This window comes from Lentzea roselyniae, assembly GCF_039537795.1.
In the GTDB taxonomy this organism is placed as follows: domain Bacteria; phylum Actinomycetota; class Actinomycetes; order Mycobacteriales; family Pseudonocardiaceae; genus Lentzea; species Lentzea atacamensis.
Window position 1 is genome coordinate 261,386 of record NZ_BAABBE010000005.1, and the last position, 19,718, is coordinate 281,103.

General features: G+C 68.2%; 17 protein-coding genes, 1 pseudogene and 1 riboswitch. Of the genes and pseudogenes, 6 read left to right on the top strand and 12 right to left on the bottom strand.

The genetic code is table 11. The features are described 5' to 3' along the window. Positions 1-207: 207 nt before the first annotated feature. From ABFX45_RS11155 to ABFX45_RS11175, 5 genes are all read right to left on the bottom strand, one after another. Positions 208-1,047, bottom strand: a complete 840-nt coding sequence (locus ABFX45_RS11155) for a hypothetical protein (RefSeq protein WP_346129439.1) — start codon at positions 1,045-1,047, stop codon at positions 208-210. A 247-nt stretch (positions 1,048-1,294) separates the two neighbouring features. Further along, positions 1,295-4,990, bottom strand: a complete 3,696-nt coding sequence (locus ABFX45_RS11160) for an ABC transporter ATP-binding protein (RefSeq protein ID WP_346129441.1) — start codon at positions 4,988-4,990, stop codon at positions 1,295-1,297. A 56-nt stretch (positions 4,991-5,046) separates the two neighbouring features. Then, entirely contained in the window at positions 5,047-5,919 is an 873-nt protein-coding gene (locus tag ABFX45_RS11165; protein WP_109639292.1) for an ABC-2 transporter permease, read from the bottom strand. Next, on the bottom strand, positions 5,919-6,875 hold the full coding sequence (locus ABFX45_RS11170) for an ABC transporter ATP-binding protein (protein ID WP_109639293.1): 957 nt from the start codon (positions 6,873-6,875) through the stop codon (positions 5,919-5,921). The genes ABFX45_RS11165 and ABFX45_RS11170 overlap by 1 nt, the downstream gene beginning before the upstream one ends. A 21-nt stretch (positions 6,876-6,896) precedes the next feature. Continuing rightward, positions 6,897-7,337 carry an AraC family transcriptional regulator gene (locus ABFX45_RS11175; RefSeq protein WP_233439996.1) on the bottom strand — a complete coding sequence of 147 codons (441 nt, stop codon included), beginning with the start codon at positions 7,335-7,337 and terminating at the stop codon, positions 6,897-6,899. 624 nt (positions 7,338-7,961) lie between these two features. Between ABFX45_RS11175 and ABFX45_RS11180 the strand changes: the two genes are divergently transcribed. From ABFX45_RS11180 to ABFX45_RS11190, 3 genes are read left to right on the top strand one after another with little or no spacing between them, the layout of a single operon-like run. Then, positions 7,962-9,410 (top strand): MFS transporter, encoded by a 1,449-nt coding sequence (locus tag ABFX45_RS11180; protein WP_109639294.1) that lies wholly within the window; start codon positions 7,962-7,964, stop codon positions 9,408-9,410. A 10-nt stretch (positions 9,411-9,420) separates the two neighbouring features. Then, positions 9,421-10,104 carry a TetR/AcrR family transcriptional regulator gene (locus ABFX45_RS11185; RefSeq protein ID WP_109639295.1) on the top strand — a complete coding sequence of 228 codons (684 nt, stop codon included), beginning with the start codon at positions 9,421-9,423 and terminating at the stop codon, positions 10,102-10,104. After that, positions 10,101-10,301, top strand: a complete 201-nt coding sequence (locus tag ABFX45_RS11190; protein ID WP_109639296.1) for a hypothetical protein — start codon at positions 10,101-10,103, stop codon at positions 10,299-10,301. The genes ABFX45_RS11185 and ABFX45_RS11190 overlap by 4 nt, the downstream gene beginning before the upstream one ends. Positions 10,302-10,492: 191 nt before the next feature. Here the strand turns inward: ABFX45_RS11190 and ald are convergent, their stop codons facing one another. Both ald and ABFX45_RS11200 read right to left on the bottom strand, forming a co-directional pair. After that, the gene (gene ald, locus ABFX45_RS11195; protein ID WP_346129445.1) at positions 10,493-11,605 is read right to left on the bottom strand and encodes an alanine dehydrogenase; all 1,113 of its coding nucleotides are present in this window, start codon (positions 11,603-11,605) and stop codon (positions 10,493-10,495) included. A gap of 103 nt (positions 11,606-11,708) precedes the next feature. Then, positions 11,709-13,952 carry an alpha-L-fucosidase gene (locus tag ABFX45_RS11200; RefSeq protein WP_346129447.1) on the bottom strand — a complete coding sequence of 748 codons (2,244 nt, stop codon included), beginning with the start codon at positions 13,950-13,952 and terminating at the stop codon, positions 11,709-11,711. Between the two features lie 137 nt (positions 13,953-14,089). Then, positions 14,090-14,182: riboswitch (glycine riboswitch) on the top strand. A gap of 64 nt (positions 14,183-14,246) precedes the next feature. Here ABFX45_RS11200 and gcvH point away from each other — a divergent pair. Both gcvH and ABFX45_RS11210 read left to right on the top strand, forming a co-directional pair. Continuing rightward, the gene (gene gcvH, locus ABFX45_RS11205; RefSeq protein WP_346129449.1) at positions 14,247-14,627 is read left to right on the top strand and encodes a glycine cleavage system protein GcvH; all 381 of its coding nucleotides are present in this window, start codon (positions 14,247-14,249) and stop codon (positions 14,625-14,627) included. 30 nt (positions 14,628-14,657) lie between these two features. Then, positions 14,658-16,022: an L-serine ammonia-lyase gene (locus ABFX45_RS11210; RefSeq protein ID WP_346129451.1), complete on the top strand. Its 1,365-nt coding sequence runs from the start codon at positions 14,658-14,660 to the stop codon at positions 16,020-16,022. Position 16,023: 1 nt separating this feature from the next. Here ABFX45_RS11210 and ABFX45_RS11215 read toward each other — a convergent pair whose 3' ends face one another. The 3 genes and pseudogenes from ABFX45_RS11215 to ABFX45_RS11220 form a co-directional block, all read right to left on the bottom strand. After that, positions 16,024-16,398 (bottom strand): winged helix-turn-helix transcriptional regulator, encoded by a 375-nt coding sequence (locus ABFX45_RS11215; RefSeq protein WP_233439998.1) that lies wholly within the window; start codon positions 16,396-16,398, stop codon positions 16,024-16,026. A 174-nt stretch (positions 16,399-16,572) separates the two neighbouring features. After that, positions 16,573-16,725: pseudogene (locus ABFX45_RS46410) on the bottom strand (HNH endonuclease); the annotation flags it as partial. A 660-nt stretch (positions 16,726-17,385) separates the two neighbouring features. Further along, entirely contained in the window at positions 17,386-18,036 is a 651-nt protein-coding gene (locus ABFX45_RS11220; protein ID WP_146231716.1) for a TVP38/TMEM64 family protein, read from the bottom strand. Positions 18,037-18,107: 71 nt separating this feature from the next. Here ABFX45_RS11220 and ABFX45_RS11225 point away from each other — a divergent pair, with 71 nt between their 5' ends. Continuing rightward, complete coding sequence (locus ABFX45_RS11225; protein WP_109639302.1) at positions 18,108-18,512, top strand: hypothetical protein; 405 nt, start codon at positions 18,108-18,110, stop codon at positions 18,510-18,512. On the opposite strand, the gene ABFX45_RS11230 is transcribed toward ABFX45_RS11225, so the two are convergent. Together ABFX45_RS11230 and ABFX45_RS11235 are read right to left on the bottom strand one after the other, a co-directional pair. Then, positions 18,509-18,817: a transcriptional regulator gene (locus ABFX45_RS11230; RefSeq protein ID WP_346129455.1), complete on the bottom strand. Its 309-nt coding sequence runs from the start codon at positions 18,815-18,817 to the stop codon at positions 18,509-18,511. The two genes, ABFX45_RS11225 and ABFX45_RS11230, sit on opposite strands and share 4 nt — an antisense overlap. Beyond that, on the bottom strand, positions 18,814-19,662 hold the full coding sequence (locus ABFX45_RS11235; protein WP_109639304.1) for a hypothetical protein: 849 nt from the start codon (positions 19,660-19,662) through the stop codon (positions 18,814-18,816). The genes ABFX45_RS11230 and ABFX45_RS11235 overlap by 4 nt, the downstream gene beginning before the upstream one ends. Between the last annotated feature and the right edge of the window lie 56 nt (positions 19,663-19,718).

Genomic DNA, 19,718 nt, shown 5'->3' on the forward strand with positions numbered 1-19,718 from the left:
ATCGATCAGGACGGGCCCGTCGTCACCCGTAGTTGAGCAATTCTTGATGTGCGTCTCACTACGTCCCCCTCTCTTTCGGGCAATGCCCACTGAGCCGTTGGACGGGCATACGCACCGAGTGCAGTGATCAGTTCACGATAGGTACAACAACCGCATCCCGCCGATTGATCCTGCCGACCAGGCCGGCCGATCTTGCCCGGCTCCCGGTCAGGCCAGTGAACGCTCGATCGACGCGGTCATGGCTGTCACGAACTCCTCCCTGGTCCGTTCCGGTGTCCGGTCCAGCGACAGGTACGGGTTCAGGTCCTCCAGCTCGACCAGCAGCAGGTCTCCCGACTGCGTGCGGCAGGCGTCCACGCGCTGGATGCCGTGGTCGAGGCTGTTCCAGTCGATGAACGTCTGCGCGAACTCCAGATCCGCGGTGGTGGGGGTGTACCAGGTGAGCTCCCAGCGGTGGGCCGGGTCCGGTGCGTGCAGGGCGTACTGGAAGTCGTGGTCGACGAAGTAGAACGACACCTCGTACCGGAAATCGATCTTGGGCTGGATGAGGACGTCGGCGTTGTCGATCGCTTTGTCCGCGAGCCTCGCCGGCAGGGCGTCGCGGGACACGAACTCCAGGCCGTGGGAGTCGGCGCCGGCTTTGGGCTTCACGACGTACTCGGCTGTCTGTGGGAGGCGGTCCAGGTGTTGCAGGGTGTCGATCGTGGGGATGACCGGGTAGCCCTCGTCGGTCAGGTCGACCAGGTACTGCTTGCCTGCCATGTCGGCCTTGCCGGTCAGCGGGTTGTAGACGCGTTGGCCGGTGGTCTTGGCCTGCTCCCGGAAGTGGCGGTAGGCCTCCGGGTAGTCGATCACCGGGCCGCTGTTGCGGATTACGGCCGTGTCGAAGCCGGCCATGAGTTGTGCGGCGTCCGTCGGGTGGCAGATGGCCAGGTCGAAGGTCTTGCGGAGCTCTGAGGTCAGGTGGATGTCCTCGTCGCAGTAGCGCCTGCCCTTGGCCGGGTAGGTCAGGTCCGAGACGTAGAGGACGGTGGGGCGGGATGGCATGACGTGGGCTCCTTGACCTGGCTGGTCCGGGGAGTTGGTTTCTACGTCATGGGGCGGGGCGGGGACGAGGGTTCGTGGTGGGGGCCACGGTTGGCGACCGCGCGGGGTCGGCTTGTGGTGGGGCGCGCGGGGTGGCTCAGGTCGCGTTGCGAGTGTGGGTGTGCTGGGTGGGTGCGGGGTCGGCTTGTGTTGGCGGGCGCCCGTTGACAACGCGCGGCTCGGCATCGCCGCCTGGGCGCGCGGTTGGTCAGGCGGCGGCTTCCGGGGTGCCGTGGCGCCACAGGCGGGCGTAGGCGCCGTTGGATGCCAAGAGGTCGGCGTGGGTGCCCTGTTCGACTATGCGGCCGTTGGCCAGGACGACTATGCGGTCGGCCTTTGCCGCTGTGGCCAGGCGGTGGGCCACCACGAAGGTGGTGCGGGTGCCCGTCAGGTGGTCGCTGGCGGCCAGGACGGCGGACTCGGTGGCCGGGTCCAGGGCGGCGGTGGCCTCGTCCAGCAGGAGGAGGTCCGGGTTCACCAGTTCGGCGCGGGCCAGGGCCAGGAGTTGGCGTTGGCCCGCGGAGAGGTGGTTGCCGCGTTCGCCCACCGGTTGGTGGAAGCCGTTGGGGAGGGTGGCGACCATCGGGAGGGCGCCTACGGCTGCTACGGCTTGCTGGATTTCTTCTTTTGTGGCGGTGGGGCGGCCGTAGGCGACGTTCTCGGCCACGTCGCCGCCGAACAGGTGGGCCTCCTGGGGGACTACGCCCAGGCGTTGGCGGTAGGACGAGAGGTCGTAGGTGCGGATGTCCACGCCGTCGACCTGGACGGAGCCGGTGGTGGCGTCGTAGAAGCGGGCGATCAGCTTCACCAGGGTGGACTTGCCGGCGCCGGTTTCGCCCACGAGGGCGACGGTTTCACCGGGGTTGACGTGGAGGGACACGTTGTCCAGGGCCGGGTGGTCGGCGCCCTGGTAGGTGAAGGAGACGTTGCGCAGTTCCACCTCGCCGCGCAGGCGGGGCGGGACCGGGATCGGGGTTGCCGGGGGTTCGACCGTGCTCGGGGTGCGCAGGAGGTCGCCGATTCGGCGCAGGCCCACGCGGGCCTGCTGGTAGCCGTCGAAGACGCCGGAGAGTTGCTGGATCGGGCTGAAGAACAGGCCCAGGTAGAGCAGGAAGGCCAGGAGGACGCCCGGAGTCAGCGTGCCGGTGGCCACCCGGTGGGCGCCCACGGCGAGGACCACGGCTTGGGCCACGCCGGAGAGCATTGCCACGAAGGGGAAGTAGGTGGCGATGTAGCGCTGGGCGCGCAGGCGGGTGCGGCGGTAGGCGTCGCTGCGTTCGGCGAAGGCTTCCGCCGAGTGGCGTTCGCGGGTGTAGGCCTGGGAGACGCGCAGACCCGAGACGTTCTCCTGGAGGTCGGCGTTGACGGCGCTCACCCGCTCGCGGGCTTCGGCGTAGGCGGTGGAGGCGAGGCGCTGGAAGATCACCGTGGCGACGGCCAGAAGTGGCAGGACGGACAGGGCGATCAGGGCCAGGGACGCGTCGGTGATCACCAGGGCCGCGGTGATGCCCACGACCGTGATGAGGCTGATCACCGCGGTGACGAGGCCGGTCTGCAGGAACGTCGAGAGGGCGTCGACGTCCGTCGTCATCCTCGTCATGATGCGGCCGGCCATCTCGCGCTCGTAGTAGTCGAGGCCCAGGCGTTGCAGGTGGGCGTAGCTGCGGACGCGGAGCAGGTAGAGCAGGCGTTCGCCCAGGCGGGCGGCGAACACGGTGCTGCCCGTCGTGGTCAGCCAGCCGATCACCACCAGGCCCACGCCCATGGCGACCGCCTGCCACAGGGTGGAGGTGGTGCCTGTCACCACGCCGCCGTCGACGCCAAGGCGGACCAGCGCCGGCAGGCCCATGCCCACCAGCGCGTCCAGCACGACCAGGGCGGCCACGGCGGCCAAGGCCCAGCGGACCGGGCGCAGCAGGCGCGCCAGGCGGAAGCTCGGATCGGGCGCCTGCGGGTCTTCGCCGTGCAGGACCGGAGCCTCGGTGGCGGGCGGCAGCGCGCGCACCTTGGCCAGCAGTTCCGGGGTGGGCGGGCCGCCCGCCAGTGCCGACATGCCGCCGCCACCGCCTCCCCGGCGGCCGGACGCGGCGGGAGCAGTGGTCCTGGCTTCGTCGATCAGACGCTGGTCCAGCGTTTCCTGGGACAACGTGGGCCACAGTTCGCCTGTCGCCACGGGTGGGGTGGACTCGATCGCCTCGTCCGGGCCCGCCAGCAGGTCGCGGTAGAGGGGGCAGCGAGCGGTCAGCTCCTCGTGGGTGCCGACGTCGACCACGCGGCCCGCGTCGAGGACCGCGATCCGGTCGGCCAGGGACAGCGTCGAGCGTCTGTGGGCCACCAGCAGGGTCGTGCGGTTCGCCGTCACCGAGGCCAGCGTCGCGTGGATCGCGGCTTCCGTCGCGTTGTCCACGGCGGACGTGGCGTCGTCCAGCAACAGCACCCGCGGGTCCGAGAGGAGAGCGCGAGCGAGGGCCACGCGCTGGCGTTGACCGCCGGAGAGGGTCAGTCCGCGTTCGCCCACCACCGTGTCGTAGCCGAGCGGCAGGGCCTCGATGAAGTCGTGCGCCTCCGCTGCCTTCGCGGCGCGCTCCACTTCCTCACGGGACGCGGTGGGGCGGCCGTACGCGATGTTCGCGAACACCGTGTCGGAAAAGAGGAAAGCCTCCTCGAAGACGACACCCACCGCACCGCGCAACGACTCCAGGCGCAGCGTGCGGACGTCGGCGCCACCCACCCGGACGGCACCGGAGTGCACGTCGTAGAAACGGGGCAGCAGCAACGAAACCGTGGACTTGCCGGAACCCGCGGTACCGACCAGCGCCAGCGTCTCGCCCGGCTCCACGGAGATCGAGAAGTCCTGCAGCACCGGCTCGCTGCGGGTGTAGCCGAACGTCACGTCCGAGAACGAGATGCCGAGCGGGCCGTCCGGCACCTCGTCGGGGCCGTCCCGCACGTCCGGCTGCGAGTCGATCAGCTCGTAGACCCGCTCCACCCCGGCGCGCGCCAGCTGCGCGGACACCACCAGGCCGGACAGGATCCTGGTCGGGCCTACGAGGTTCGCCACGTACGTCGTGAACGCCAGGAACGTGCCCAGCGTGACCTCGCCGTGCAACGCCAGCCAGCCGCCCAGCGCCAGCACGCCGACCTGGCCGAGCAACGGCAGCGCGGTGACGGTCGCGAGCGGCCGCGACGTCAGCCGGGCAGCGCGCATCCGTTCCGCGAACAGCGCGCGAGCGTGCTTCTCCAGCCGCGCCACCTCGCGCGCCTCCTGGCCGAAGCCCTTCACCACGCGGACACCGGTGACGGTCTCCTCGACGTGCTGCGCGAGATCGGCGGCCCGCTGCTGCGCGGACCAGGTGGCGGGGAACAACGTCAGCCGCGTCCGGCCCGCGAGCCACGCCACCAGCGGCAGCACGATGATCGCGATGATCGTCAGCGGCACCGACAGGTAGAGCATCGCAGCCAGGGCGGCCACCGCGAACACCACGGTGCCGACCGCCAGCGGCGCCATCATCAGCAGCGACTGCACCAGCTGCAGGTCGGTGATCGACCGCGACACGATCTGCCCCGTCCGCAGCTCGTCCTGCTTCGCGCCGTCGAGCCGCTGCACCGCCGAGAACACGCCGAGCCGCAAGTCGTGCTGCACGCCCAGCGCCAGCCGGCCGCCCAGATATCGCCGCAGGAACGCCGACCCGAACGTGAGCAGCTCCAGCGCGATCAACGCCACCATGAGCGCCCACAGCCGGTCGGTGCGGCCCTCCGTCGAGTCGTCGACCGCGGTCTTGAGCAGCAACGGGCCCGCCGCCTGCAGACCAACGCCGACGACAGCTGCCAGCACCGACAGCACCACCAGTCGGGGGTGCTGCCAGCAGGCGGCGGTCAGTCGGCGGATCCAGCCCTTCGTCACGCAGCCAAGACTACGGACGGGGTCTGACAGCTAAGTGGATCTTGGGAAGTCGCAGGTCAGGTGATGTCCTTGGACTGGGTGACCGCCCAGCCGCCCGCGAACACGATCCCGGACCAGCCGAGGAACACGAGCCCCGACCACCACCAGTCGAGCGCCCCGCCCGCACCGGCGATCGCCCGCAGCACGTCCTCGACCTCCGGCGGCACCACACCCGCCGTCGACAGGAAGAGGTCGACCGCGACCGACCCGGTGAGCCCGTTGATCGACCCGTTCGGAAGGAACCCGATGATCGACGGCACCTCCAGGTACGCGAGCACGAGGTGCAGCACGTTCTCGATCACCAGGAAGTACAGCAGCAGCAACACGACCGTGCCCGCCACGTTCGGTATCAGCGCGCCGATGCCGACGCCGAACATCGTCATCAGGACCGACGACAGCACGCAGGCCAGCGTCAGCATCGCCCAGCCACCGGCGTCCGGCAGCTGCCCGGAGTCGCTGGTGATCACCACGCCGATGCCGAGGAACAGCATGATCGCGAGGCCGTAGATCGCGCCCCACAACACGTAGACCAGCATCTTCGCCAGCAACGCGTGCATGCGCGACGGCGCGGTCAGGAACGTCGTCGTGATCGTCCGCCGGTTGATCTCACCGGAGATCGCCAGCGCACCGAAGACCATCGGGAAGATCGTCGAGATGTTGATCGCCCGCGCCATGCCGAACAGCGACACCTTCCACTGGTCCGGCGTGACCCCGAGAAAGTCCGACACCTCGTCGACGTCGCTGGTCGACGCGAAGTCCACGAAGAACTGACCGAGCAGACCGGTGGCGAGCCCCCAGCCGAGCGCCAGCACCGCGGTCGGGATCAGCAGACCCCACCACAGCCCGGTCGTCGTCGTCTTGCGGAGCTCCGCCTGTACGAGGTTGCCCATCAGGCCCAACCACCCTGCTGCTTGTACGGAGTCTGAGCCGGCGCGTACCCGGCGTACTGGCCGCTGGTGAGCTGGAAGAACAGCCGCTCGAGGTCGACCTGCTCCTCCTGGATGCCGTAGATCGACACGCCTGCCTTCAACGCGCTGTCGGCCACCTGCCTGGAGTCCACTCCGGACACCGCGAGCCTGCCGTCGGGCAGCTGCTCGATCGCCTGCACACCCTCAGCACGCAACGCCGTCGCGAGCGCGTTGATGTCCGACGGCTGGACGAGAACGCGCCGCTGCTGCGACTGCCGCAACTGCTCCAACGGCCCGTAGAACATCGTCTGCCCGCGCGAGATGATCACGACCTGGTCGACGGTCTGCTCGACCTCGGCCAGCAGGTGGCTGGAGATCAGCACCGTGCGTCCCATTCGCGCGTACGACTGCAGGAACGTGCGCAGCCACGCGATGCCCTCGGGGTCGAGGCCGTTCGCGGGTTCGTCCAGCACGAGCACCTGCGGGTCGCCGAGCAGCGCGGTGGCGAGCGCCAGCCGCTGCTTCATGCCGAGTGAGAACCCGCCCACCTTGCGATCGGCCGCGGAGCCCAGGCCGACCAGGCCGAGGACCTGGTCGGCCTGCGCGTCCGGCACGCCGATGGCCGCCGCGTACACGCGCAGGTGGTCGCGGGCGGAGCGGGCGGGGTGGAACCCCTGCGCCTCCAGCACCGCGCCCACCACACGGCCGGGCTGACCGAGCTGGTGGAACGGTCTTCCGTTGATCGTCGCCGTGCCGCTGGTCGGCTTCACGAGCCCGAGCAACATCCGCAGGGTCGTCGTCTTCCCCGCGCCGTTCGGGCCGAGGAAGCCCGTGACACTGCCGGGGGACACGGTGAAGCTCAGGTTCTGCACCGCGGTGACTGGACCGAACTGCTTGGTCAGGTTCTGCACCGCGATGAGGCCGCTGCCGTCATGCATGCGGCCCATCCTGCCTGAAGCTCAGTCCGGCAAGGCGTGCTTCGGGCGTGACACGACCGGCGCGCGGTGCACCACCGGCGGGAGGTCGCTCAAGATCGGCGGCAGCTCGGTGGTCAGCTCGACCGGTGTTTCCTCAGGGATCTCGATCGTGCCCGATCGAGTGAAAGGGTTGCGCAACGGCCTGCGGCGCTCCCGATGCGGCAGACCCTCGCCGATCAGGTGCTGATGCGCCATGTTCCAGACCTGGCACGGCCACCGCCGTCGCCGCAGCCAGCCGGGACACGCCTTGCACCTGCCGTCCTCGTCCGGCTGGTGCACCGTCAGCAGCAGTCGCCAGCCGTCCGCCAGGCGGTGGATCTCCGCGCGGGCCAGCGGGACCAGCGCGTCGGCTTCGCCGTGCTCGGCGACCTTGTCCAGCAGTGCCAGCCGTTGCAGCACCGCGTCTCGCAGCGCCTCGTCCATCACATCTTCGCCGTGGCCTGATCGAGCAAGGATCCCAGGCGGCGTGTCTGCGTGGCGGACATCACAGCGGTCTCGCCCGGTGGCGTGACCAGGAGGACTCGGTCGTTTTCGACCAGGACGGTCATCGATCTGTCCCGACCGAACGGGTCGTGGCAGTGGATCCATCCCTGTGGTTCAGCCATGGAATCTCCCTTCGAGGGACGCCCGACTCCGTGTTCATCGGCCGTCGGCCCTGCTCGCCGCACCGCGGACCGGTGAATTCACTCGTTTGCTGGACGAGCCGAACACGGGCAGTGGTCCAGTTGGGGAAACTTTTGGGTCGCGTTTCGGTGGGGGTGCTGGGCGCGCCCGCCCAAGGCCCGCTATATTTGTTCTCGGCGGCCCCGCTCCCAGTGACCCCCAGGCTGGTTGAGCGCGGCCGCCCTTTACGTGGCGGGCTCTGGCGCTCATCGGCCTTCGGTCGATTTCGTCAGAGCCCGCAGTTCTTTTTCGGGGGGACGCCCCCCGAACCCCCGCAGGCTCAGACGCTGAGCGCCTTCGCGATCCACGTCTCCCTCCGTGAAACCCGTTGCGTCCCGGTGTCTCGTACGCTGTAAGTTGCTCGTACACCGTAAGGGGGAGGACATGACTTCGACGACCGAGAAGGTCGGGGTGCACCCGCACCCCCAGCGCTGGGCCGTGCTCGGCGTGCTCTGCCTGTCCGTGATGGTCGTGGTGCTCGACAACACCGTGCTGAACGTGGCGATCCCGTCGATCTCCACCGGTCTCGGGGCGAGCACCGCCGACATCCAGTGGATGATCAACGCGTACTCGCTGGCGCTGGCGGGTCTGCTGCTCACGACCGGTTCGCTGAGCGACAGGTTCGGCCGCAGGAAGGCGTTGCTGGCCGGTCTCGCGCTCTTCGGCGCGGGCAGTGCCGTGGCGGCCTACGCGGGCTCGTCCGAGGCGCTGATCGCGGCACGCGGCTTCATGGGCGTCGGTGCCGCGATGCTGATGCCGGGCACGCTGGCCGTGCTGATGCAGTTGTTCGACGAGAAGGAACGCCCGAAGGCCATCGGCATCTGGGCCGCGGTCACGAGCCTCGGCTTCGCGGCCGGTCCGGTGATCGGCGGCGCGCTCATCAAGCACTTCTGGTGGGGTTCGGTGTTCCTCATCAACGTGCCGGTGGCGATCCTCGCGATCGCGGCCGTCGCGGCGCTGGTGCCGGAGTCCAAGGACCCGACCGTGCGCAGGCCGGACGTCATCGGCTCGATCCTGTCGATCATCGGCATGGTCGCGCTGGTGTACGCGGTCATCGAGGTGCCGGAGCACGGGTTCGGCTCGGCGCAGTTCGGCGTGCCCGTGGCGATCGGGCTGGTCACCATGACGGCGTTCGCGTTGTGGGAACGGCACACCGCGGAGCCGATGCTGGACCTCGGCTTCTTCGCGGACCGGCGGTTCACCGGTGCGGTGGCGTCGGGAGTGCTGGCGTCGTTCGGCATGGCGGGCTCGCTCTTCCTGTTGACGCAACACCTTCAGGGCGTGCTCGGCTACAGCCCGTTGGAGGCCGGTCTTCGCGTGGCACCGATGGCGATCGCGTTGCTCGTCACCAGCAACACGCTGGGCCAGCTCGTGCTGAAACTGGGTGCCAGCAAGGCGATGCTGCTCGGCATGACGATCGTCGCGGGCGGCGTGGTGCTGCTGTCGATCGGCAACACCTACCCGCCGACGCTGGCCGGTCTGATCCTCATCGGCGTGGGTGTCGGTGTGGCGCAACCGGTTGCGGTCAACGCGCTGATGGGTGCCATCCCGCCGGAGCGCGCCGGTATCGCGTCGGGTCTGTCGAGCACGCTGACGGAGCTGGGCTCCTCGTTCGGCATCGCCGTGCTGGGCGCGCTGCTGTCCGCGCGGTTCGCGGCCTCACTGCCGGACGGAATCCCGTCGCGGTCGTTGAGCGACGCACTGCACAGCGGAGCGGACATCACGGTCGTGCGCGACGCGTTCTCGTCCGGCATGAGCGTGAGCCTCGTGATCGGCGCGATCGCCGTGTTCCTGGGAGGTGTTGTGGCCAGCGTGTTGCTGCGGCGTGCTTAGGATCGCTGCTGTGGACAGCGTGTGGTTCAGCAAGCCCAGGCCCAGCAGCGGTCAGCCTCTCGGCCTGAGCCGGGAGGCGATCGTCCGCAAGGCGGTGGAGATGCTGGACGAGCACGGCATGCAGAAGCTGTCCATGCGCAAGCTCGCGGCCGCACTCGGTGCCGCACCGATGTCGCTCTACTGGCACGTGCCGACGAAGGACGCGTTGATCGAGCTCTGCCTCGACGAGGTCTACGGGGAGCTCGGGCGACCGGAACCGGACACCGACTGGGAGACGGCGCTGCGGCAGATGATGCACGCGTTTCGTCAGGTCGCGCACAGGCACCCGTGGTGGATCCGAGGCATCGGTGAGTTCAACTCCGTCGGGCCGAACGCGGTGGCGATGGCGGACACGATGCTCGAAGCCATGCTGTCGGCCGGCCTGTCGACGTTCGCGGCGGCGCGGTCGGTGTCGGCGGTGTCGAGCTACGTCGTCGGATACGCGACGGCCGAGGTGAACTTCATCGGCCGCGGCGGGATGGATGCCGCGCCGCCGGACCTGGCGAAGATCGCCGACCTGTACCGGGACAGGCATCCCCGCTACGTCGCGATGCTGGGCGAGCAGGAGCTGTGGTCGCTGGAGGGGCAGTTCGAGTTCGGGCTGGACTGCGTGATCGACGGCATCAGGGCGAGGGTCGCGGTGCTCCGGTCGTGAGCTGGAGCATCGACGGCCCGATCCGGCGCCCGATCGAGGTTTCCGCACTCCTGCAGCACACACGGGAGGTGCTGCGGGAGTTGCTGGCGACCGACGAGGTCCCGGAACTGTCGAGCAACGCGCGATCGCGCTGGCGGCCGCCGACCTCGGTGGTGGCGCCTTCTTCGACGAGAACCGCGGCATCGTGCGGCCGTTGATCTACGACCCGCGCGAGGTGATCGCGAAGACCCGACTCGCTCCGGGCGATCTCGGGTTCGTGGACCGGTGCGAGCGGTACCTGCGCCGGTTCGAGCATCTCAACGGCCGGCCGAGGACCGTCACGCTGGCCGGATGGACGAAACCCCCGCAGCATGATCGCGTGCGGGGGCTTCTCTCATTCAGTTGGCTTTCAGACCACGGTCTCCAGCGGCGTGTGCGTGAGGCCGGTCGCCTCGGCCACGGGGCCGTTGGTCAGCTGACCGGCGTGGACGTTGAGGCCCAGGGCGAGCGAACGGTCGTCCTTCAACGCCTTCTCCCAACCCTTGTCGGCCAGCGCGACCGCGTAGGGCAGCGTCACGTTGGTCAGGGCGTAGGTCGAGGTGCGCGGCACGGCGCCCGGCATGTTCGCCACGCAGTAGAAGACCGAGTTGTGGACCTCGTAGGTCGGCTCGGCGTGCGTGGTCGGACGCGAGTCCTCGAAGCAGCCGCCCTGGTCGATCGCGATGTCGACGAGCACAGAGCCCGGCTTCATGTCGGCGACCAGCGCGTTCGAGACCAGCTTCGGGGCGGCGGCACCCGGCACGAGCACGGCGCCGATGACCAGGTCGGCCTCGCGGACGGCCTGTTCCACGGAGAACGCGTTGGACGCCAGCGTGCGCAGGCGGCCCTGGAACTGGGCGTCGATCTGGCGCAGGCGGTCGACGTTGGTGTCGAGGATCTGCACGTCCGCGCCCATGCCGACGGCGATGGTGGCGGCGTTGACGCCCGCCACGCCGCCGCCGATCACGACCACGCGGGCAGGGGCGACGCCGGGGACGCCACCGGGCAGCACGCCGCGGCCACCGGACGGCTTCATCAGGGAGAACGCGCCGACCTGCGGGGCCAGGCGGCCCGCAACCTCGGACATCGGGGCGAGCAGCGGCAGCGCGCGGTTCGGCAGCTGCACGGTCTCGTAGGCGATGGCCGTGGTGCCGGAGGCCAGCAGAGCCTCGGTCAGCGGCTTGTCGGCGGCGAGGTGCAGGTACGTGAAGAGGGTCTGGCCGGCGCGGAGGCGGGGGTACTCCTCGGCGATCGGCTCCTTGACCTTGAGGACCATGTCGCCTTCCGCCCACACGTCGTCGGCGGAAGCGAGGATCTTGGCGCCCGCGGCGAGGTACTCCTCGTCGGTGATCGCGGAACCCAGACCGGCGCCCTGCTCGACGAACACGTCGTGGCCGCGGCTGGTCAGCTCGTGAGCACCCGCCGGCGTGAGGGCGACGCGGTACTCGTGGTTCTTGATCTCGCGGGGAACTGCGATCCGCACGATGACTCCTCCGTTCGGCTGGCCTCTGTCTCACAATGTGAGGCAGCCCGAAGGTCATGTCATCGTGCGGATCGCACTATCCGGTCACTGTCGGGTTGTTCTACTAGGACAAAGCCACCTTGAACACCCATGCGTGCCGGCCAACGCCCGCAGGCACGTCCACCACGAGTTTCCCGCCCGATCGGGTCCATTTCAGGGGCCTGTCATGCCCCAGCAACGTCACCCTGTCGCCGTCCTTGATCGGTACTGGAGCGTCGACCACGAGCTGTGAGCCAGGCTGGGCCAACGAGGTGATGTAGAACGCCTCGTTCGGCTTCACCGTGAACCGCAGCGAACCCTGCTGGGCCATGCGCGACCAGTACGTCGTGCCGTAGATCGACTCGCCGTTGGTCTTCAGCCACGCGCCCGTCTCGCGGAGGCGCTGCTGCATGATCTCCGGGATCGAACCGTCCGCCCGCGGTCCGATGTCCAGCAGGAAGTTGCCGTTCTTCGACGTCGTGTCGACGAGCGTGTCGACCACCTCGTCCGCGGTCATGTACATCGAGTCCGGTGTCGCCCGGTTCCACCCGTACGAACGCGGATCGAGGCCACGTGATGCCTCCCACTTCTTCACCACGGTGTTCGGGTACGTCGCGTACTCCGGCGTCGTGTAGTCGTGGGTCGGGATGCCGCACCTGTCGTCGACGGTCACGTCCTTCGGCACAGCCCGGTTCTTGGCCTTGTTGAAGTAGTCGGCCAGCACCCGCCGCGAGTCGTTCGCACCGCCGATGTCGCACCAGATGACGTCGGGGTCGTACCCGTCGACCAGTTCGGTCATCTGAGGTGCCTGGTAGTCCTTCACGAAGTCCCGCCCGGCCTGGTAGCCGGTGTAGGGCTCGGGTGCGCCGGTCCACGGGTTGCGGGGCGCGTGACCCGACCACGGGTTGTCCGGGTTGAACCACTCGGGCATCGAGAAGTAGAGCCCGTTCTTCATCCCCGGCGTGTACTTCCGTGACGCGTCGAACAGCTCCTTCACCAGGTCACGGCGAGGACCGAGGTCGACGGAGTCACGTCCGGACACCTTCGAGTCCCACAACGCGAAGCCCTCGTGGTGCTTCGAGGTGAGCACGTAGTACTTCGCCCCGGCCTCCTCGAACAGCCGGACCCATTCGCGCGGGTCGAACTTCGCCGCGGTGAACTGCGGGATGAACTGGTCGTACGCGAAGTCCATCCCGTACGTCGCCGCGTGGTACGGGTTCACGGCGTTGTTCGGGTTCTGCATCCACTGCCAGTACCACTCCGCGTACTGCTCACCCGGCGGCGACCACGCGGGCACCGAGTACAGGCCCCAGTGGATGAAGATCCCGAACTTGGCGTCGTCGAACCAGTACGGCGACTCGTGGGTGCCCAACGACGCGTCAGTCGCCTGGTAGTCCGCTACGCCCAGGGTGAACTTGGCCTTCTGCGAGGCGGAAACACGACCGGAAGTCGCGATGACCTTCCCGTCGAAGGTGCCGGTCCGGTAGGCGTGGATGCCGATCCGCACCCGCGCCTCCTCTCCTGGCGCGAGCCGCTTCACCGACGCGGGCGCGAGCGTCACCACGCCGAGGCCTTCTGCGCGCACCCGGATGTTCGACATCCACTGGTCGCCGAGGTTCACGACGGTGGCCTCGATCGTCTGGCCACCCAGCCGCGGCAGCTTGTTCGTGCTGCGCGCGGACCGGACCGCGAGCACCTCTCCCTTGCCCGCCGGCTGCAGCGACAGGGCGAACACGTGCAACGACGACTTGCCCTCGACCGCCGGGTTCGTCACGGGCAGCGTGAGGCCGACGGCGTCCTTCGACGGATCTGTCCACACCTGACCGGTGCCGATCGACACCGGGTGCTGGTCGGTCCCGCCGGGGGAGTACCGGTAGGGCGCGGAGATCGGACCACTGCCCGAGTACCAGTCAGGTCCGGTGAGCGCGGCGGCGCTGGTCGAACCGTCCGCGTAGTGCACGGTCGCGGTGCCTCCCGCAGCGCCGTAGGACGACTCCACGAGGAAGTGCGCGGTCAGGTAGCGGCCGCTGGGTAGGTCGATCCGCTGGCCGAGTGAGACCGCGTTGTTGTTCTTCGACTGTGTGCTGCCCGGGAACAGATAGGGCACGCCATCGGCTGTGACCTGCCCGGACGGGAGTGCTTCCGCAGGGAAGGCGTAACCGGAGCCGTCGAAGTTCCCGGTCCGGTCCGCGGCTGTGTCGATGCCGTCGTTGTTGAAGTGGGAGTCGATCGGAACAGGGATGGGTTGAGGGACGTCCGCTGCGCTCGCGGTGGAGACCGAGGCGGTCAGAAGCGAGGCGAGCAGAGCGACGGTGAGCGCTGTCCTCATGAAACCTCCGATGTCTGGGTTTCAATCTGTGGTAGCGCTTTCCCGGCTGTCAACCATCTCGCGTTGACACTTGGCAGCGGACGCACATAGCGTTCGCGCCGAGAACTGAAGACCGGCCGCGGTGCCCGTGAGGCACCAGAACCCGAGTGGGAGAGACCTCGACGAGCGAGTCGGGGCGCCGAAGGGGCAAGCTCCCGCACACTCTCAGGCAGCAAGACCGCTCGGGGTAGGCAACTCTGCACGGCGGAGGGGGCGCAAGTTTCCTGACCGAGCCGTGAAGCCAGAGGAGTCGCCGTGGAGTTCCCCGAGAACCTGCTCTACACCGTCGAGCACGAGTGGGTCGACTGGACGCCGGGTACCCAGGAACCGTTGACCTGCGGAATCACCGAGTACGCCGCGGACGCCCTCGGTGACATCGTCTTCGTTCAGCTCCCCGAGGTCGGCGCGAAGGTCGTCTCGAACGAGGCGTGCGGTGAGCTCGAGTCCACCAAGTCGGTCAGCGACCTGTTCTCGCCCGTCACCGGTGAGGTGATCGAGGTCAACAGCGCGGTCGTGGACGACCCGGCGATCATCAACAACGAGCCGTACGGCGCCGGCTGGTTGTTCAAGGTGCGCGTCGAGTCGGCGGAGAACCTGCTCACGGCTGCCAAGTACGCCGAGCTCACCAAAGACTGACTGCAGACCACCACCGCGAAGGACTGATCAGTGGCGATCAGCGTTTTCGACCTTTTCTCCGTCGGCATCGGGCCGTCCAGCTCCCACACGGTCGGCCCGATGCGCGCGGCGGCGATGTTCGTCGAGAAGCTCGGGGCACGGGTGTCCGAAGTGGACCGCGTGCACGTCGAGCTGTTCGGCTCGCTCGGCGCGACCGGGCACGGTCACGGCAGCCCGAAGGCCGTCTTCCTCGGCCTTGAAGGCAATCTGCCGGAAGAAGTCGACCCGGCGATCGCGGCCGTCCGCGTCGAGGAGATCGTCGCGAGTGGACGCCTGAAGCTCGGTGGCACGCACGAGATCGGCTTCGTGCACGACCGCGACCTCGTCATGCACCGCCGCAAGTCGCTTCCGTTGCACCCCAACGGGATGAGCTTCGAGGCCTACAAGGGCGAGGAGTCGGTCGAGCAGGCCGTCTACTACTCGATCGGCGGCGGGTTCGTCGTCGACGAGAACGCGAGCGGCACCGACCGGATCAAGCCGGACACCACCCCGCTGCCGCATCCCTTCCTGACCGGCGACCAGCTGCTCGCGCGCACCCGTGAGACCGGCCTGTCGATCAGCGAGATCATGATGGCCAACGAGCTGTCGTGGCGGTCGGAAGAGGAAGTGCGCCGAGGACTTCTGCACATCTGGCAGGTGATGCAGGAGTGCGTGGAACGCGGCTGCAACGAGCACGGCGTCCTGCCAGGCGGCCTCAAGGTCCGCCGCCGCGCCGCCGAGATGCGCAAGCGGCTGGAGGGCGAGCACTTCGCCACCGACCCGCTGCGGGTCATGGACTGGGTGACGCTCTTCGCGTTGGCCGTCAACGAGGAGAACGCGGCGGGCGGCCGTGTCGTCACCGCGCCGACCAACGGCGCGGCCGGCATCGTGCCCGCGGTCCTGCACTACTACACGAGGTTCGTGCCGGGAGCCAGCGACGACGGCGTCGTCAGCTTCCTGCTCACCGCGGGCGCGATCGGTGTGCTGTTCAAGGAGAACGCCTCGATCTCCGGCGCCGAGGTCGGGTGCCAGGGCGAGGTCGGCTCGGCGTGTTCGATGGCCGCCGGTGGTCTCGCCGAGGTCCTCGGCGGCACCCCGGAACAGGTCGAGAACGCCGCCGAGATCGCCATGGAGCACAACCTCGGCCTGACGTGCGACCCGATCGGCGGCCTGGTGCAGATCCCCTGCATCGAACGCAACGCGCTCGCGTCGATCAAGGCGATCACCGCGGCACGCATGGCGTTGCGCGGCGACGGCTCGCACTTCGTGTCGCTCGACAAGGTCATCAAGACCATGCGCGACACCGGCAAGGACATGTCGGTGAAGTACAAGGAGACCGCACGCGGCGGCCTCGCCGTCAACGTGATCGAGTGCTGACTCAGCGCGCGTCGTACGCGCGCTGCGCCTCCAGCACCTCGGGCATCCGCTCCTCCAGGAGATGGATCAACGAGAGCAGCCGCTCGGCCGTCTCGCGCCCGAGCGGCGTGAGGCTGTAGTCGACGCGCGGTGGGTTCGTGGGCTGCGCGTCGCGGTGCACGAGCCCGTCGCGCTCCAGCGCGTGCAACGTCTGGGACAGCATCTTCTCGCTGACCCCGTCGACCCGCCGGCGCAGCTCGTTGAACCGCAGCGGACCGTCCACGAGCGCGCCCATCGTCAGGCTGCCCCACCTGCCGGTGACGTGCTCCAGCGTCGGGCGTGACGGGCACGCCTTGGCGAACACGTTGAACTCCACGTCGTTAGCATACCTGGTCACAGCGCTAACCGTCAGGTGGCGCAGCGTACTGGTTAGTGCATGGTCGACTGCCGATGTCGGATTCGGCGCATCGGCTGGGGTTGACTGGTACCTGCCGAGGATCTCGTGCGCGAAAGCGATGAGATCGCGGACGCGTTGGCCGGACGGGTGGTTGCGAACCCACAACTCCAGGTTCTCGGGCCGGTTGTCGTCGCGGATGCCGTTCTTGTGGTGCACGGTTTCGCGGGGGCTGAGCAGGCGGCCGAGCACCGCCTCCATTACGAGGCGATGCTCGCCCACCCAGCGTCCTTCGCCCACGTATCGAAAGTGGTAGCCATCTCGTCGCATGTGGCCTGTGCTGACGGGGCGACCTCTACGAGGGCGGTTCTGTCGGTGCCTCTCGTGGTGGGTCCTGCACCATCCCCTTGCGCCGCCGAGAGTAGGTGCGGGCGGTGCCAGCACCGTGGCGACCGGGGCTGGTGCCCGCCGGACGTGCGCGAAAGATGTTGAACTTCGCCATCGGCTCTTCCCCCTCAAAGCAAAAGAAAGGGGAGCTCACGAACGACACACGTGTCCGAGATCAGGGTCGCGGAAGGTACATGCTGCTCTGCCAGACTGAGCTGCAGCCGCAGTGGCTGGTGGGATTCGAACCCACGACCCGCTCATTAGAAGTGGAAGTAACCCTCTGCTTCGCACCGGACACGTGTGAAGTTGTGCGCCCCGAGATCAAGTTCGCCAACGGTGCATTTGCGTTTTGAAGACGAAGTAACCCTCTGCTCGCACCGGGGTGCGATTTCTGTGCAACCACATCGCGCTGGCGATTTATCACCTCTGGTCGATGTGGAGTTGTGGACGTCCGAGATCAAGTCGCGGAAGGTGACTGCTCACCGGAGTGAGCGAAGACCGGCCGAAGCCGGCCTCAGGAATCGAACCCGAGTGATCACCAGAAGTAACCCTCCACTGTGCACCGGGCGCACATCCATACAACCACACGGCGCCAGCGATTTTCTAAGGTGCCGCCTTCACGAACCGGCGCAGCAGGTAGAACAATCCGACCGTCAGCAGCAATCCTGCCGCGCAGATCATCACGATCTCCTCAACCGTCTCCGCCTGCGACCCGGCGAACACGTAGGCGGCACAAATCGGGACGGTTCCGGTGAGGGTGAACAACATGAAAGTCCGGAACGACACCCGTGACACCCCGGCGGACACGGACACGGTCTCGGCCATCATCGGAATGCCGCGTGCCACGCCGAAGAACCAGGGGCCGAACTGACGGCCCCAGCGGCGCATTTCGGTCAGCTCGTCAATGGTCACGACCTTGCGCACCAACCACGGGCGCGCAAACCTGCCGAGGGCGTACCCTGCGGCAGAGGAACCCAGGGACCCGATGACCGCGAGTGCCAGCCCCAGCGGCAGGCCGAGTGCCGTCCCCGCCAGCACGATGAGCGGAGTGGACGGCACGGGCAGCAGCACGTCCACGACGAGCAGGGCGAAGATCGCCACCGCCGCCCACACCGGGTCGATGCCGCGCACCCGCGTCACGACTCCCTCGAAGTCGATGAGGTCGAGTGCCTCGAACACGAGCCAGCTCAACAGCACGAACGCGAGCACGACGAACGGTATCCACTTCCACCGAACGCCTGTCTCATAACTCATCGGGTGATGGTCGCCCACCTCGATGCGCCGGACAATCCGCCAGTGGCGCAGGTTCCGCGAAGGAGACACACATGAGTGACGACCTCGTGCCGTTCCTCGGGCACTGGGTGCTCGATCCGGCACGTTCCGCGTACACCGGCGGCACCCCTCCCCGAAGCGGTCACTACGACCTCCGCCTGGAGGGCGAGCGGCTCGTCGTCAGCATCGAAGGCGTGCTGGGATCCGGTGATCCCATCCGCACCGGGTACACATTGGACCTGTGGCAGGACACGCCGATGAACGTGGGCAAGGTCGATCGGGTGCGCACGGTCGTCGAGCCGAGGAAGTTCTGCACGATCGCCTTCGCGGGCTCGCAAGCGGTTGCGCGCGCGTGGCGGATTCTCGGCAACCTCAACGAGATGACGATCGTCCAGTCGGCGCCGGACCAGTTCGGCGTCTGGCGTGACGACGTTTCGGTCTACCGGCGCCAGTTCTAGAGGTTGTCGTGCCGGTTCAGCAGTGCTCGCAAGGCCGCCATCTCCGCGGCGAGAGCGGCGCGGCCGGCTTCGGTGATGTGCAGCCAGGTCTTGGGCCGCTTGCCCTCGTAGCCCTTCTCCACCTCGACCAGCCCCGCCTGTTCCAGCACGGTGATGTGCCGCGACAGGTTGCCGGCGGTCAGCTCCAGCGCCGACTTCAGGTACGAGAACTCCACCCGTTTCGTCTCGGCCGCGATGGTCAGCACGCCCAGCCGATGTCGCTGGTGGACGGTGTCGTCCAGGCCGGCTGTGGGGTTCTCGCTCACCGGGTCATCTCCCGCCGCACGGACCCGATGATCCCGCCCACCAGCAGGACGAACGCGGGCACCGCCGTGCTCGCGAAGTGCTCCACTCCCAGCGGCCAGTAGAAGCCGAACCGTCCTGCCTCGTTCACGAACAGCACGGTAGCGGTGAAGATCGCCACGGTGACCGTGCACACCACGTTGCGCTCCAGGTAGGCGAGTCCGGCCAGGCCCGCGGCGAGCACGAACAGCGGGCCGTACTGGTAGACCGTGACGAAGTGCGCGAGAGCGAACAGCACGAGCACCGCGAGCGTGAAGCCGACACTGCGCACGCGCCACGTCGCCGCCACGATCACCGCCACGGTGATCGGCAGTGCGATCTGCCAGCCCGCCCGGCCGAAGAACAGCTCGCTCAGCACCGGCACGCCGACCAGTGGCAGCACCAGCATGAAGATCGTGACCTGGGCGTAGAGCCTGGTGGGCGTCTCGACGCCGACCTGCGCCGCGCGCCACCGGTACCACCAGACGACCGCGAGATAACCGCACAGCAACGCGACGATCCAGTAGACGTCCGCGGCGATGTTCGGCTGGAAGTGGCTGAACACCGGGCTGTTCATCACCTGGCCCGCAGGGTGCAGCCAGTGGTAGAGCCACGGCATGTCCGCCGAGTTCCACGAGCACGGCTGAGGCTCCACGAGCTCCGGGTTCTGCCCGCTCGGCACGCAGAACCTCGGCGCGTAGAACGGCGTCGCCGCCAGTGTGATCAAGCCGAACAGCAGGAACGGCAGCCAGTAGCCGTGCCGGTCAGCGCGGGCACGCTTGCGCATCGCCCCGAGCTCGACGAGCAGGCCCTTCGGATCCTCAGTCATGACAATTCCCCCAACTGTGCTCGACTGCAATCAGATTTGCATTGCAAACCTAAATC